We start from the raw sequence: 15,186 nt of genomic DNA, 5'->3' as shown, positions 1-15,186 counted from the left end.
CGGTACACCTCTGATCTAAATATAGAACATATACGCGTCTTGATTCCCGTCATCTGTATAGCTTGCCAAGTCTTCAAGAGTTGTATTGTCTAGTACGTCTTTTACTGCATCACGAATCCTAATCCAAAGTTCACGCTTTGCTGGTTCTTCGTTTTCGATGACTTCGACAGGACTAATCGGTCCTTCTAATACTCGAATAATATCACCGGCTGTGATCTCGTTTGGTTCATGTGCAAGAACATAGCCGCCATATGCACCGCGAATACTTTTCACAAGACGGGCATTACGAAGTGGTGAGACAAGCTGCTCTAAATAATGCTCAGACAAATTATTGTTTTGAGCGATTGATTTTAATGATGTGGGGCCTTCGCCATGTTTTTTGGCTAATTCGATCATGATCGTCAGACCATATCTGCCTTTAGTTGAAATTTTCAAGTTAAACACCTCTGCGTTTTCTATTCTATGTCATCAATTATTTTTCTGATTTCATATACGCTGATATATAGACCAAAAGCAATTATATCATACTTTCAGCCAACTTTCATTTGCCGGTTCTGCGCTTTAGGAGGACGCATCCCTTTTCTATTTGAAGAAATTTCGGTACTCTATACAAACAAGACATTGCTTTAGGAGAGATAATCATGAAACCTTTAGCGTACCGGATGCGCCCAAGTCATATTGAAGACATCATTGGGCAGGAACATCTCGTTGGAGAAGGTCAAATTATTAGACGAATGGTCGAGGCAAAACATTTATCCTCGATGATTTTATACGGACCGCCGGGCATCGGCAAAACATCGATTGCGACCGCGATCGCTGGCAGTACAAGCATTGCGTTTCGGACATTGAATGCAGTCATTCATAACAAAAAGGATATGGAAGCTGTCGCCGCTGAAGCGAAAATGAGCGGCCAAGTCATCCTTATTTTAGACGAGGTTCACAGGCTTGATAAAGGAAAGCAGGATTTCCTTCTTCCTTATTTAGAAAATGGCATGATCATTTTAATTGGCGCAACGACGGCTAACCCCTATCATGCGATCAACCCTGCCATCCGAAGCCGGACACAAATATTTGAGCTGAAACCGCTTGAAACAGAGCAAATCAAGGCTGCGTTAACAAGAGCGTTACAGGATGAACATCGCGGGCTTGGCGGTTATGAGGTGACAGTGAACGATGAAGCGATGAATCATTTTGCCAATGGATGCGGCGGAGACGTACGCTCTGCTTTAAATGCGCTAGAACTAGCTGTCTTATCGACAAAAGCAGATGAGGCTGGGCATATTATGATCACTCTTGCCGCAGCAGAAGAATGTTTACAAAAAAAGAGCTTCTCACATGATAAGAATGGTGATGCTCATTATGATGTCCTCTCGGCTTTTCAAAAATCCATTAGAGGATCTGACGCAGATGCGGCGCTGCATTACCTTGCCAGACTGATTGAAGCAGGAGACCTTGAAAGCATTTCAAGGAGATTACTCGTGATGGCTTACGAAGATATTGGTTTAGCTAGTCCGCAGGCAGGTCCTCGTGTGTTAAGCGCTGTTCAAACAGCAGAAAGAGTCGGCTTCCCGGAAGCACGAATTCCGCTGGCTAACGCAGTCATTGAACTGTGTCTTTCTCCTAAGTCCAACTCAGCATATAAGGCGGTTGATGCGGCACTGGGTGACATTCGATCAGGGAAAATTGGTGAAATCCCTGTTCATTTAAAGGATGCTCACTACAAAGGAGCTACAGCACTCGGCAGAGGTGTCGATTACTTATACCCACACGATTATGAAAACGGCTGGGTGAAGCAGCAATACTTACCTGATCCGCTGAAAAACAAGCAATACTATGAACCGAAGCAAACAGGCAAATTTGAAGGCGCACTGAAACAGGTATATGAAAATTTAAAACGCCAAAAATAAAAAAAGCCCCCTGCATGTTAGCAGGCGGGCTGTTTATTTATCCTTCACACGTGTAATCGGAATATCTTTTAAAAGCTTCATAATGACATGACCACCCATGATCAGCCCTGCAACAGACGGGACGAACGCATTGGATGATGGCGGCATTTGTGCCTTGCGAATCTTCGCTTCATCATTTCCAACTTCTTTTCTGACATCTTCACGAATCACAATCGGACTTTCATCAGAGAAAATGACTTCAATTCCTTTACGAATTCCTTCTTTGCGCAGACGCGTTCTCACGACTTTTGCAATTGGATCGGTATGTGTTTTTGAAATGTCATCAATTTTGAAGCGGGTCGGATCTGTTTTGTTTGCAGCACCCATACTCGAAATAATGTTCACATTGCGTTTCAGGCACTCTTTCATTAAATGAATTTTATAGTGAATCGTATCTGACGCATCGATGACATAATCAAGCGGATACTCAAAAAATTGCTCATATGTTTCCTCTGTATAAAACATCTTTAGTGCAACTACTTCACATTCTGGATTAATATCAGCGATTCTCGCCTGCATTAAGTCAACCTTTGGCTGACCAACTGTTGAAAGCAATGCTGGAAGCTGACGGTTCACATTTGTAATATCAATATCATCTTTATCAACAAGAACAATACGGCCAACGCCTGAACGAGCGAGTGCCTCAACTGCAAATGAGCCAACGCCGCCCACACCAAGCACTGCAACTGTACTGTTTTTTAATATATCTAAGCCTTCCTTGCCTATAGCAAGCTCGTTTCTTGAAAACTGATGTAACAAGTGCCTCACTCCACCTTTATTTAAAATGAATCGAAAGAATCATATCATATTCAAACTTCTTCGTCATCCTTCTGAAAAAGAAAAAAACACAAAAAAGTCCCGACAACGCCGCCAGCTTTTCCTTCGTTTTGAACCCCGCACCATGCAGGTGGGTGCTTTCTTCCTGACTTTATAAGTCCTCTAAAGAGGCATTTATGCAGAAAGGAAAGGCAAGCTCCCGTATAAAAAAATGTTCGGTCAAAACTAGGTAACCACCGTACGTATCAGGACTTTATTTATTGATTGAAGAAAGCATATCATAGGCATGCCGCTTTTTCAAGCGTTTACATGCCTATAAACATGCGCCTATTTTACTGTTTTACTTTTGTTTTAATGGCTAAACTTAGCTCATCAAGCTGCGCTTCGCTTACAGTGCCAGGAGCATCTGTTAGCACGCAGCTCGCACTTGCCGTTTTCGGGAACGCAATGGTATCTCTTAGGTTAGAGCGGCCGGCAAGTAGCATGACTAAGCGGTCAAGACCAAGTGCGATTCCGCCGTGCGGAGGAACACCATGCTCAAAAGCATCCAGAAGGAAGCCGAATTGTTCATAGGCCTCTTCTTTTGTAAAACCAAGTAAGCTAAACATTTTTTCTTGAATGTCCTTTTCGAAAATACGAATCGAACCTCCGCCAAGCTCATAGCCATTCAGCACAAGATCGTAAGCCTGTGCCTTCATGTCTTCAGGACTTGTCTCAATTAATTCAAGATCGTCGCGTACTGGCATTGTGAAAGGATGATGGGCAGCATAGAAGCGGCCTTCTTCTTCATCTTTTTCAAGCAGCGGCCAATCCACAACCCATAAGAAGTTGAATACAGACTCATCGATGAGTTCAAGCTCTTTGCCGAGTTTAAGGCGAAGGGCACCAAGCGCATCATGGACAACAGACGTCTTATCTGCAACGAAGAGTAACAGGTCACCTTCTTCAACTTGCAGCTGCTCTTTTAATTCTGCCTGCTTTGCTTCATCAAAGAATTTAGCAATCGGCCCTTTTAATTCTGCCCCTTCCGCTTTTAGCCAAGCTAGACCTTTTGCACCGTAGTTCGCTGCAAATGCACCAAGGGCATCAATGTCTTTTCTTGAGTAGTTGGCTGCAGCCCCTTTGACATTGATAGCCTTCACAGCTCCACCATTTTTCACAGCTCCGCTAAAGACTTTGAAATCGGAGTCTTTTACCGTGTCTGAAATATTGACAAGTTTCATCTCAAAACGTGTATCTGGCTTATCAGATCCATAAGAATTCATCGCTTCATCGTATGTCATACGAGGTAATGGCAATGTCAGATCTACGCCTTTGACATCTTTCATCACCTTTGCCATCATCTCTTCAGCAAGCGTCATTATGTCCTCTTGACTCATAAAGGACATTTCAATATCGACTTGTGTGAATTCCGGCTGACGGTCAGCACGCAAGTCTTCATCTCTAAAGCAGCGAGCAATTTGATAGTAACGATCCATCCCTGAGACCATCAGCAATTGTTTAAATAATTGCGGAGACTGAGGCAAGGCATAGAATTCTCCCTCGTGTACACGGCTTGGAACAAGATAGTCACGTGCACCCTCTGGCGTACTTTTTGTTAAAATCGGTGTTTCAATATCTAGAAAGCCGTTGTCATCTAAGAAATGGCGGAATGCTTTTGTGACTTCATGTCGCATTTTCATCGTTTCAAACATAGCAGGACGGCGAAGATCTAAGTAACGGTATTTTAAGCGCACATCTTCTGATACCTCGTCCGCTTGATCTGAAATCACAAAAGGAGGGGTCTTCGCTTCATTTAACACGCTGACCGTTTCGACTTGTATTTCAATTTTCCCTGTTTTTAAATTTGGATTGATTGTTGCTTCTTCTCTTGCGACAACTGTTCCTTTAATATCAAGCACATATTCATTACGAATCGATTCTGCTGTCTCAAGCGCCTCTTTTGATAGGTCTGGATTGAAGACAGCTTGTACAATCCCTGTACGGTCGCGCAAATCAATAAAGATTAATCCGCCAAGGTCACGTCTTTTTTGAACCCATCCTTTTAATACAACGGTTTGACCGATTTGGTCTTCTGTTACTTCTCCACAATAAAAAGTTCTACCAAACACAAACATTCCACTCCTTCTTTACGCCTTCTTGTGGGCCTTCATCATTTGAATCAGCTCATCAAGCTTCACTTCAATTTGTTCACCCGTTGTCGTATCTTTTACATTCACAATGCGCTGCGCCAGCTCATCTTCACCAAGGACTGCAATAAACTTGGCTTTTAATCGATCAGCCGCTTTAAATTGTCCTTTTAATTTCTTCCCTGTATAGTCCATTTCACTTGAAATGCCTTCTTTTCTCAGACGATTTAATAATGAAACAGAGTAATCCTTCGCTTCATCACCGAGTGCCGCAATGTATAGATCAATGCCATCTTGCAGAGGAAGATCAATCCCTTCAGCATCGATTGCTGCTAGGAAACGCTCAATACTCATAGCAAAACCGATTCCTGGTGATTCAGGACCGCCAATTCCTTCAACAAGTCCATCATAACGGCCTCCGCCGGCTAATGTGGTAATCGCGCCAAAGCCTTCTGCATTACTCATGATCTCAAATGCCGTGTGATTGTAGTAATCAAGACCGCGGACTAAGTTCGGATCGACGACATATTCAATGCCTATATCTGCTAAGTATTGTTTGACCTTTTCAAAATAAGTCCGTGATTCTTCATTTAAGTAATCTTGAATGGATGGAGCCGTTGCCATCAATTCGTGGTCACGATCTTTTTTACAATCAAGAATTCGCAGCGGATTTTGATGTAAACGGGTTTGACAGTCATGACAGAATTCATCAATTCTTGGCTCAAAGTGCTCGACAAGTGCTTTGCGGTAGTCTGCACGGCTCTCTTTGTCACCAAGGCTGTTAATGACGAGCTTTAAGTTAGAAAGGCCTGCTTTCTCATAAACACTCATCGCAAGTGAAATGACTTCTGCATCAATGGCAGGATCCTTTGAACCGATCGCTTCAATCCCAAATTGATAAAATTGACGATATCTCCCTGTTTGCGGACGTTCATAGCGGAACATCGGCCCAATGTAATACAGCTTTGTTGGCTGCGCCGGCTGTGCAAATAATTTATTTTCAACATAAGAACGTACAGTTGAAGCCGTTCCCTCTGGACGAAGTGTGATGCTGCGTCCCTTTTTATCTTCAAATGTATACATCTCTTTTTGAACGATATCGGTTGATTCGCCTACTCCCCGTGCAAACAGCTCTGTATGCTCAAAAATCGGTGTACGGATTTCTTTGTATTGAAAGGCTGCACATATATCTCTTGCAATTTGTTCAACATACTGCCAGCGTTCTGACTCTCCAGGTAAAATATCCTGTGTGCCTCTTGGAATATTAAAACTCATTTTTCGTCCTCCTACGACCATCATTCATTTTTTATGTGGACATATAAAAAACCCCCGCCTCTACTATGTGTATAGTAGGGACGAGAGTTATACCCGTGGTGCCACCCTAGTTGGAACATGATCCAGTCATGTTCCCGCTCAAATCCTTAACGCAGATTCACGTTCTCCGCCTATTGACTCATTTTTAGAGCGTTCAGCAGGAAACCTACAGAGTGTTCTTTCGTGATAAATGCCATGCGGATTCGCTTTCAGCCTAAGGCGATTCCTCTCTGCTCACGCAATTTACCCTACTATTCTCTATCATCAGTTCCACATTTTAAATTTTCAAGTGTGTTGATTTATATTATAATAAGGTCGGTGCTGCCACTCTGTCAACCCTTGCCGTGCCTCTTTTTCTTTTCCAGCTCTTCTTTTGACGTACATCCGTATTCAGATGCGGTTTCTTCAAGGAAGCCTGGTTGATCCATTTCGTCGTGCTGCCAGCGATCGATATCACGATGTCCATTATATTGCACTCGTCCTAATTTTCTGCTTAATCTCATGTTTGTACATCCTTTTATCACGTTTTTATTTAGTATAAACAGATTGATTCATTTTTATTAGGGAAACTGCAAGGAATTAGTCCATTACATAACGAATTTACATTCATCGGTTTTACAAGGGAGGGGAAAACACCGTTTTGAATCTAAAAAAATACAATCAAATGTTGATGCTTCTTACCTGTTTTGTTCTCATCGCAAGTACTTTGCCTATGACACATGCTACAGCACAAACAGATCAAGCTGTGGTTGCAACAGATGAAATCAATGTGAGAACGGGCCCTGGTTTAAGCTATGGAATCGCAGCTGTTGTGAAGCGCGGAGAAAGCTATCCCATTCTCACTAAACAAGGAGAATGGGTGCAGATCCAATTGTCAAACGGTCAAAAAGGCTGGGTCGTCTCTTGGCTGATTACCACATCATCTGGCAGCCAAAAGTCTGCTAAGCCAAAGGCGCAAAATCAGAGCGCATCAGGCAGCAGTTCCATTACATCGACAGCCTCGGATCTTCGCATACGGACAGGCCCTGGGACTTCCTATCAAGTCATCGGAACTTTCCCGCAAGGCGCTTCCGCTAAAAAGCTGAAAACAAACGGCGAATGGACAAAAATTTCGTATAAACAAGCAGAAGGCTGGGTTCACTCTGATTATGTGTCAGGCGGCCAAAAAGCTTCTCAATCAAGCTCTGGCGAGTCCTCTCGCTCTAAACAGACAGGCACAGTTGGCGTATCGAGCTTGAATGTAAGGCAATCGGCGGCACCGAATGCACAAGTCGTCGCTTCACTTGCCCGCAACACACAGATCACCATTTTGCGCGAGCAGAACGGCTGGTATGAAATTGAGGGCAAAGGCGTAAAAGGATGGGCTGCAAGCTATTACATCGTCACAAGCAATGGAGCGAGTTCGGCGGGTGAACAGAATTCATCTTCTTCGTCTTCCCAAAAGAAAGCGTACATTGTCTACGATGGCACCAACATCCGAAAAAGCGCTTCTACCTCTGCTGGGATTGCAGAAAGAGCCACAAAAGGCGCTGCCTATCAAATTGTTCGCACGCAAGGTGACTGGTACGAGGTGACACTATCAAACGGCGGAACTGGTTATGTGGCAAGCTGGGTCGTTCAAACGAATAAAAATAGCAGCGAAGCACCAAGACCACAGCAGGATTCATCGTCTGGAACTGGGTCTTTAAAAGGAAAAACGATTGTTCTTGATCCTGGTCATGGCGGAAAAGACAGCGGCACGATTGGCGCAGATGGTGCATTTGAAAAGAACATTACCATCAAAACCGCCAATTTACTTGCAGGCAAATTAAGGGCTTCTGGTGCAAATGTCTATTTAACAAGAAGTGATGATACTTTTATCAGCCTTCAATCGAGGGTCGCGACATCTCATTACAGAAATGCAGATGCATTTATTAGTCTTCATTATGATAGTTTTATGGACCCAAGTATCAGAGGAAGTACAGCGTATTATTATCAAGCAGCAAAAGACCAGCAATTAGCGACAAACGTCCATACAGAAGTCGCTAAACGCTCTCAAATCCCTGATAAGGGTGTCAAATTCGGAGATTATTTTGTTTTAAGAGAGAACAAACGCCCTTCTCTTTTATATGAACTCGGCTATTTAAGCAATCCTCAGGAGGAAGCGATCATTTATAGCGCTTCTTACCAAGAACGAGTCACAGAAGGAATGACGGAAGGATTAAAACAATATTTCCGTTAAAAAGAAAGAGGCCTCTGCGCCTCTTTTTTGTTTGATCGCAAAAGAAAAAGACTCTAAACAAACTCCTGCATGAGTTTATCTACAGTCTAAAGCGAATCTATTCTTTGCTATCCATCCAGATGGTGACGGGCCCTGAATTGGTCAATGACACATCCATCATCGCGCCAAAGCGGCCAGTTTCTACATGAATGCCTTTTTCTCTAAGGGCTTTATTGAAACATTCGTAAAGGGAGTTCGCGGCATCTGGCTTGGCTGCTTTCATAAAATTCGGTCGTCTGCCCTTTCTCGTATCACCATAAAGGGTAAATTGAGACACAGACAGGACGCTTCCTTTTACATCCAATAACGAATGATTCATTTTCCCGTTTTCATCTTCAAAAATACGTAAATGTGCAAGCTTTTCTGCTAAATAAAGCACATCTTCTTCTGTATCTTCATGTGTGACACCAACGAGCACCATATACCCTTCATTGATGGCACCTGTGATCTCTTCTTCTACCTTCACAGATGCACTTGTCACACGCTGCACTACAAGCCTCATAGACGATATACTTCCTTTCTAATTCATGAATCGGCGAACAGAGTAAATGTCTTTGATTTGTTTAATGCGCTCTACTACTTTGTGCAAATGGTTAATGTTTTGGATAAAGATCGCCATATGGATCGTCGCCACTTTGTTACGGTCAGACTTCCCAGAAACTGAAGAGATGTTCGTTTTGGTTTCATTGACTGCTTGAAGCACCTCATTGAGTAAGCCGCGTCTATCATATCCTAATATTTCAATTTCCACATTGTATTCTTTACGGTTTCGAGCAGGCTGTTCATGCTCCCACTCTACCGGGATTAACCGTTCCTGCGCTTCTCCTGTCTTCACGTTCGGACAGTCATCACGGTGAACAGATACGCCCCTGCCTTTCGTAATAAAACCAACAATGCTATCACCTGGAACAGGATTACAGCACTTAGATAAGCGGACAAGCAGGTTATCTATCCCTTTGACTCTTACGCCTGCTTCTCGTTTTTTCCCATGATACGTCTTTGACTCTACTGTCACTTCTTGAACAGTTTTCTCTTGTTCTTCTTGATCTCTTTGTTTTCTTTCTTTTTCTGTTAAACGATTGGCGACTTGAAGTGCAGTAATTCCGTTATAACCAACCGCTGCATACATGTCCTCTTCGTTTGAAAAATTAAATTTGTCAGCCACTTTTTGCAGGTTTTCATCTGTCAGAATGTCTTTGACATCAAACTCAAGGTTTTTGATTTCTTTCTCCACGAGTTCTCGGCCTTTTTCGACATTTTCTTCACGGCGCTGTTTTTTGAAAAACTGTCTGATCTTGTGCTTCGCTTGGGAGGTTTGGGCAAGTTTGACCCAATCCTGACTTGGTCCATAGCTGTGCTTAGATGTCAGAATTTCAATAATGTCACCTGTTTTCAATTTATGATCGAGCGTGACCATCTTTCCGTTGACCTTAGCACCGATCGTTTTATTCCCAATTTCCGAGTGAATCCGGTAAGAGAAGTCAATCGGAACTGAACCCGACGGCAGTTCAATGACGTCTCCTTTTGGTGTAAACACAAACACCATATCAGAGAAGAGATCGATCTTTAACGATTCCATAAATTCTTCTGCATCTGTCGATTCATTTTGGAATTCAAGGATTTCTCTAAACCAAGAGAGCTTCTTCTGGAAGACAGCTTCCTCCGTTGATTCTGCTGACTCTTTTCCTTCTTTGTATGCCCAGTGCGCTGCAATTCCGTACTCTGCAATTTCATGCATTTCCACTGTACGGATCTGAACTTCAAGCGGGTCACCTTTTGGCCCAATCACTGTTGTATGAAGGGATTGGTACATGTTCGGCTTTGGCATCGCAATATAATCCTTAAACCTGCCTGGCATCGGCTTCCAGCATGTATGGATAATCCCGAGCACGGCATAGCAGTCTTTAATGCTGTCAACCAAAATACGAACGGCCAGCAGATCATAAATTTCATTAAACTGCTTATTTTGCAGGACCATTTTGCGATAAATACTATAAATATGCTTTGGTCTGCCGGAAAATTCAGCCTTGATGTTCACCTCTGACACACGGTCTTTCACTTCATTAACAACCTCGTCCAAGTATTCCTCACGTTCCGCTCGTTTGCGCTTCATGAGATTCACGATCCGGTAATATTGCTGCGGATTTAAGTAACGGAGCGCTGTATCTTCAAGCTCCCACTTAATCTTTGAAATCCCTAATCTGTGCGCAAGCGGTGCAAAGATTTCAAGTGTTTCATTTGAAATTCTTCGCTGCTTCTCCTGAGGAAGGTGTTTGAGCGTTCTCATATTGTGCAGACGGTCTGCCAGTTTAATTAAGATGACGCGTATATCCTGCGCCATTGCCACAAACATTTTTCGATGGTTTTCGGCCTGCTGTTCTTCTTGTGATTTATATTTAATCTTCCCGAGCTTTGTCACACCATCAACAAGCATCGCAACTTCTTCGTTAAAATGCTCTTTTAAATCCTGTAATGTCACATCCGTATCCTCGACAACATCGTGCAGGAAACCGCCTGCAATGGTCGATGGGTCCATTTCAAGGTCAACAAGAATCCCCGCCACTTGAATTGGATGGATAATATAAGGCTCACCAGATTTCCGGTATTGCTCCTTGTGTGCATTTTCAGCATATTCATATGCTCGCTCTATAAATTGAATATGTTCAGCGGACAGGTATTCTCTTGCCTTGTCAATGACCTGCTGCGCCGTTAAAACTTGTTCGTTCGCCATGGAATCACCTTTTTAAATGAAAACTGTATTGTAGTTTATTATCAAGAAAAATTCGATAGATGTAAAGAGAAGAAGTCCGCTAAAAGATTTTTGATAGGAAAAAAGCACCCTTCTTACCGAGTGCTTTTTGCGTAAAACTCCATTAGTATTGCATTAACGTCAAGATGTCGTAACCGTCAAGCTTCTTTCTGCCATCCAGATACGTCAACTCAATCAAGAATGCAATTCCTGCCACAACGCCGCCTAATTCCTCTACAAGCTTGATGGATGCTTCAATTGTTCCACCAGTCGCAAGTAAGTCATCTGTAATCAATACACGCTGACCAGGACGAATCGCATCTTTATGAATCGTTAATACATCTTTACCATATTCTAAGCCGTAATCGACTTTAACGACTTCACGAGGAAGCTTTCCTTCTTTACGAACTGGTGCAAAACCTACACCTAGTGCGTATGCTACAGGGCAGCCAATAATGAATCCACGCGCTTCAGGTCCAACAATGAGATCAATGTCTCTTTCCTTCGCGTATTCAACGATTTGATCCGTTGCATAACGGTACACTTCGCCTTTATCCATTAACGTTGTAATATCTTTAAATTGTACACCTTCCTTTGGGTAGTCAGGTACAACTGTCACATATTGTTTTAAATCCATCTTTTCCTTTTCCTCCTCGTACGTCAAAGCACAGGTGAGACTTCGCTCATCATGCTATTCAGCCATTCCTTCAGCTCTTTGGCTGAGGAATATGTTAGTGTTTGATCGAGTTCCATCAATCGTTGTTTTGCTGTATAGGATGCTGATGCCGTTAAATCTTTTTTAGGGGCATCACGTACTATTGACAGCACACCATTCTCTATTTTAACAAAACCGAGTTCAAAAAACACCTTTGTCATAAAAATGATTGTATCTTTTGTCCAGCCTCTATGTTTGGCAAGCTCCATTCCTTGTTCTTTGAGGGGGAAACTTCCTCGTTTTAACAAGAATCCATAAAACCATTTGAATTGATCACGGCTAGGGAAAGAAGACATAAAATGATCTTCTTTTCTTTGAAAAACCGTATAAACTCTAGCTGGCTTTTGGTTTTCTAAAAGTTGCCTTAGCAAATGCTCATCTGCAGGAACATCCGCAAAGACGATATACTTGCCCTCTACATCGAACGTTGGAACATTTTCTGCATGGACATGATAAATTGGGATATTGACTTCCTGTTTTGTTTCTTCGTCAAAACAGACCACCACATATTTTTCTGGATCAAGCGTGGAGATTGTCTTTTCCCAATCCTTTTTGCCGCGCAAATCAAACAGCTGCCATTCATCTACTCGGGCATCTTTTAGCATAAGCTGAGGTTTCTTCCGGTTATTCCATTCATTGATGGACATTTCACCAATTACGGAAATGCGGCTACCTGTGACAATTTCTTCTTTTAATTGACCTTGATGAAAACCGACACAGTCAAGCAGCTTGTCTTCGTCTTTCAGAGACATTTTAATATGATTCTGATTTGCCCCAATCGTTCGGATCTCTTCAAGCCTCGCATCTTCAATCATGATGAACGGCTTTGGATTCTGCATGCCAAATGGTGACAGCATCCCCACTTCTTCAATCGCTTCAACCGTCAATTCGTCTACCTTGCATACGGCATCGACCCGCTGAATCGGAATAAAATCTTCTTCTGTCAACGTTTCATTCGCATATTGATTTAATCTTTCCCTTAGTAAAGGAACATCATCCGCTCGAAGTGTCATACCCGCAGCCATCGGGTGCCCGCCGAAATGCGGCAGAATGTCACGGCATTTGCTTAAATGGAAAAATAGATCGAAGCCAGGAATACTCCGCGCTGATCCTTTTGCCATTTGCGTCTCTTCATCTATTCCAAGCACAATCGCCGGACGTGAAAATCTATCCGTCAATTTAGAGGCAACAATTCCGACAACACCCGGATTCCAGCCAGCTTTCGCTACAACGATCGCAGACTGGTCATCACCTGTCTCTTCCACCATTTGAATGGCTTCTTCTGTGATCGTACTCACAATTTTTTGACGTTCTTTATTGAGTTCTTGTACAAAACGAGCGAGCTCTTCTGCTTCATCCTTATCCTCTGTCATGAGAAGATGAACAGCTGGATCTGCCTGCTCAATTCGCCCTACAGCATTCAGCCTTGGCGCAATTTGAAAGCCGACCGTTTCTTCATTTGCTTCTTCAAGAGTAGCTCCCGCTTCTTTCAATAACGCTTTCAGCCCCGGTCTATTCGACTGCCTAAGCTGCACAAGCCCTTTTTTGGCGAGCCATCTATTCTCATCATGAAGCGGCACAAGATCCGCTATTGTCCCAATTGCCGCAAGATCTAACAGCTGAGCTGGCAGCTTTCCAAGGAGTGCATGCGCCACTTTAAACGCTACGCCTACACCGGCAAGTTCTTTAAAGGGATACTCACAGCCCGGCTGCTTAGGATGGACAATCGCAAGTGCCTCAGGCAGCTCCTCACTTGGTTCATGGTGATCTGTAATGATCAGGTCTAACCCTATTTCTTTTGCAATACGTGCTTCATTTACAGCTGCAATGCCTGTATCGACCGTGATGACAAGCGATGCGCCTTGCTCTTTGATATATCGGAAAGCCTGTTCATTAGGCCCGTAGCCTTCTTTAAATCGATCTGGAATATAAAAGTCTACTTTCGCAGACCGCTCTTTTAATGTATGTAAAAGCACAGACGTACTTGTCACACCATCCGCATCATAGTCTCCGAAGATCACAATCGATTCCTGCTCTTCGATCGCTTTGTTGATGCGCTCTACTGCTTCTTTCATTCCTTTTAATAGAAATGGATCATGAAATTCGGCTTTTTGATCAAATAAAAAAGACCTCGCTTCTTCTACTTCTTCGAGTCCTCTTTTTACAAGAAGCGATGCAGTCAGCGCTGAAATATTCAGATTTTCAGAGAGTGATTTCACTTTTTCTTCGCTTGGATGTTCATATTCCCAGCGCATTTTGGATAATAACATAAATTCACCCCTCAACCACACTATTATACTAGAGTGGCCTGAGGGGTTTCAATTTTTATTTTATGAAATTGTGCTGGAAGATTATTTTTCCTTCCGGTCAAATGATGCTGGCTGTTCTTTTAAAGGCGTCACATTCGGTTTCTTTTGAACGTCTTTGTCGATCTTTTTATTCGAAGCAGCAGGTGCAGGTGCGGCTGCACGCTCAGCTTTTAAAGCCCTTAGTTCACGTTTTAGTTTCACAATTTGGAAAATCCCTGCAAAAGCCACAATGAGTCCGCCCATGAGCACAGAACCAATAATGACAAGAATCAGCGGCCATTCAGCCGTTCCAAATAAGTAGTCAACTTGCACTGGCCGCACATTGATCACGGCAAATACTGAAACAATTAATACGAAAATAAATGCGAATATGATGGTCCATTGTTGTTTGTTCATCTACATATCCCCCAAGCTTTTTCTTTTATTCTTCCCTTTTCCTTGTCCTTTTTAAACACAGAAAGAAAAGAGCGGAAGAAAATCTATCAGCATGGGCATGATTAGCTGCTGAGTTTTTCTTTAATGAGGTTCTTTATTTCTTGTCTTTCTCCAGAAATAACAAGGGTATCCCCTTCTTCAATGACCGTATCAGGTCCTGGATTTAAAATCTTCTCATGTGATTTTCTCACGATAGCGATGACTGTTACTTGATCATTTTGGCGGACATTGAGGTCTCCGATTGTCTGCTGAACAGCTGGTGCATTCTTTTCAATCTTAAACCATTCAATCATCAGTTCATCAATGGCTACCTCTACAGTTTCAAGCGCTTTCGGCTTATATACCATGCCGCCTAAAATAGCTGCAATTTGTCTTGCTTCTTCATCGTTTAGCAAAATACCAGAAATAGATTCTTCATGGTCGTCCTCTTGAAAATGATACATTTCTCTTCTGCCGTCATCGTGTGTAATGATGGCAAGCTTCTCATTATTTCTTGTGATCATTTCGGCTTTGTGACCGATACCTGGCAGTTCAGTTTCCCGAACCTTCATA

The 15,186-nt window shown here is 42.8% G+C and carries 13 protein-coding genes, 1 other RNA gene and 1 other annotated feature; of the genes, 2 read left to right on the top strand and 12 right to left on the bottom strand.

Annotated elements, in window-relative coordinates:
- Window positions 1–15: 15 nt before the first annotated feature.
- Window positions 16–435: a cysteine metabolism transcriptional regulator CymR gene (gene cymR, locus C6Y02_RS11055; RefSeq protein ID WP_012010726.1), complete on the bottom strand. Its 420-nt coding sequence runs from the start codon at window positions 433–435 to the stop codon at window positions 16–18.
- Between the two features lie 206 nt (window positions 436–641).
- On the opposite strand from cymR, the gene C6Y02_RS11050 reads away from it, so the two are divergent.
- On the top strand, window positions 642–1,907 hold the full coding sequence (locus C6Y02_RS11050; protein WP_034661526.1) for a replication-associated recombination protein A: 1,266 nt from the start codon (window positions 642–644) through the stop codon (window positions 1,905–1,907).
- Between the two features lie 33 nt (window positions 1,908–1,940).
- Here the strand turns inward: C6Y02_RS11050 and C6Y02_RS11045 are convergent, their stop codons facing one another.
- The 5 genes from C6Y02_RS11045 to C6Y02_RS19325 form a co-directional block, all read right to left on the bottom strand.
- Entirely contained in the window at window positions 1,941–2,705 is a 765-nt protein-coding gene (locus C6Y02_RS11045) for a tRNA threonylcarbamoyladenosine dehydratase (protein ID WP_034321354.1), read from the bottom strand.
- Window positions 2,706–2,797: 92 nt separating this feature from the next.
- A non-coding RNA gene (gene ssrS, locus C6Y02_RS11040) (6S RNA) lies at window positions 2,798–2,978 on the bottom strand.
- A gap of 77 nt (window positions 2,979–3,055) precedes the next feature.
- Window positions 3,056–4,834, bottom strand: a complete 1,779-nt coding sequence (gene aspS, locus C6Y02_RS11035) for an aspartate--tRNA ligase (protein ID WP_106031300.1) — start codon at window positions 4,832–4,834, stop codon at window positions 3,056–3,058.
- 18 nt (window positions 4,835–4,852) lie between these two features.
- A complete protein-coding gene (gene hisS, locus C6Y02_RS11030) occupies window positions 4,853–6,127 on the bottom strand; it encodes a histidine--tRNA ligase (protein ID WP_106031245.1) in 1,275 nt (424 codons plus the stop codon).
- A gap of 73 nt (window positions 6,128–6,200) precedes the next feature.
- Window positions 6,201–6,440: a binding site (T-box leader), on the bottom strand.
- A gap of 58 nt (window positions 6,441–6,498) precedes the next feature.
- Window positions 6,499–6,669: a YrzK family protein gene (locus C6Y02_RS19325; RefSeq protein WP_003216250.1), complete on the bottom strand. Its 171-nt coding sequence runs from the start codon at window positions 6,667–6,669 to the stop codon at window positions 6,499–6,501.
- A 161-nt stretch (window positions 6,670–6,830) separates the two neighbouring features.
- Here C6Y02_RS19325 and C6Y02_RS11025 point away from each other — a divergent pair, with 161 nt between their 5' ends.
- Window positions 6,831–8,387 (top strand): N-acetylmuramoyl-L-alanine amidase family protein, encoded by a 1,557-nt coding sequence (locus C6Y02_RS11025; protein WP_411266004.1) that lies wholly within the window; start codon window positions 6,831–6,833, stop codon window positions 8,385–8,387.
- A 97-nt stretch (window positions 8,388–8,484) separates the two neighbouring features.
- On the opposite strand, the gene dtd is transcribed toward C6Y02_RS11025, so the two are convergent.
- From dtd to C6Y02_RS10995, 6 genes are all read right to left on the bottom strand, one after another.
- Window positions 8,485–8,928 carry a D-aminoacyl-tRNA deacylase gene (dtd, locus tag C6Y02_RS11020; RefSeq protein WP_060596866.1) on the bottom strand — a complete coding sequence of 148 codons (444 nt, stop codon included), beginning with the start codon at window positions 8,926–8,928 and terminating at the stop codon, window positions 8,485–8,487.
- 18 nt (window positions 8,929–8,946) lie between these two features.
- Window positions 8,947–11,157 (bottom strand): RelA/SpoT family protein, encoded by a 2,211-nt coding sequence (locus C6Y02_RS11015; protein ID WP_106031243.1) that lies wholly within the window; start codon window positions 11,155–11,157, stop codon window positions 8,947–8,949.
- Between the two features lie 142 nt (window positions 11,158–11,299).
- Complete coding sequence (locus C6Y02_RS11010) at window positions 11,300–11,812, bottom strand: adenine phosphoribosyltransferase (RefSeq protein WP_034661543.1); 513 nt, start codon at window positions 11,810–11,812, stop codon at window positions 11,300–11,302.
- Between the two features lie 23 nt (window positions 11,813–11,835).
- On the bottom strand, window positions 11,836–14,160 hold the full coding sequence (gene recJ / locus C6Y02_RS11005; protein ID WP_106031242.1) for a single-stranded-DNA-specific exonuclease RecJ: 2,325 nt from the start codon (window positions 14,158–14,160) through the stop codon (window positions 11,836–11,838).
- An 81-nt stretch (window positions 14,161–14,241) separates the two neighbouring features.
- Window positions 14,242–14,595 (bottom strand): LapA family protein, encoded by a 354-nt coding sequence (locus tag C6Y02_RS11000; RefSeq protein WP_106031241.1) that lies wholly within the window; start codon window positions 14,593–14,595, stop codon window positions 14,242–14,244.
- 101 nt (window positions 14,596–14,696) lie between these two features.
- Window positions 14,697–15,185 (bottom strand): cation:proton antiporter regulatory subunit, encoded by a 489-nt coding sequence (locus C6Y02_RS10995; protein ID WP_034661552.1) that lies wholly within the window; start codon window positions 15,183–15,185, stop codon window positions 14,697–14,699.
- Window position 15,186 lies beyond the last annotated feature (1 nt).

This window comes from Bacillus sp. NMCC4 (assembly GCF_002998555.1).
Lineage (GTDB): Bacteria > Bacillota > Bacilli > Bacillales > Bacillaceae > Bacillus.
Note: the sequence above shows the minus strand (reverse complement) of the source record. Positions and strands in the feature narration are given on the sequence as shown.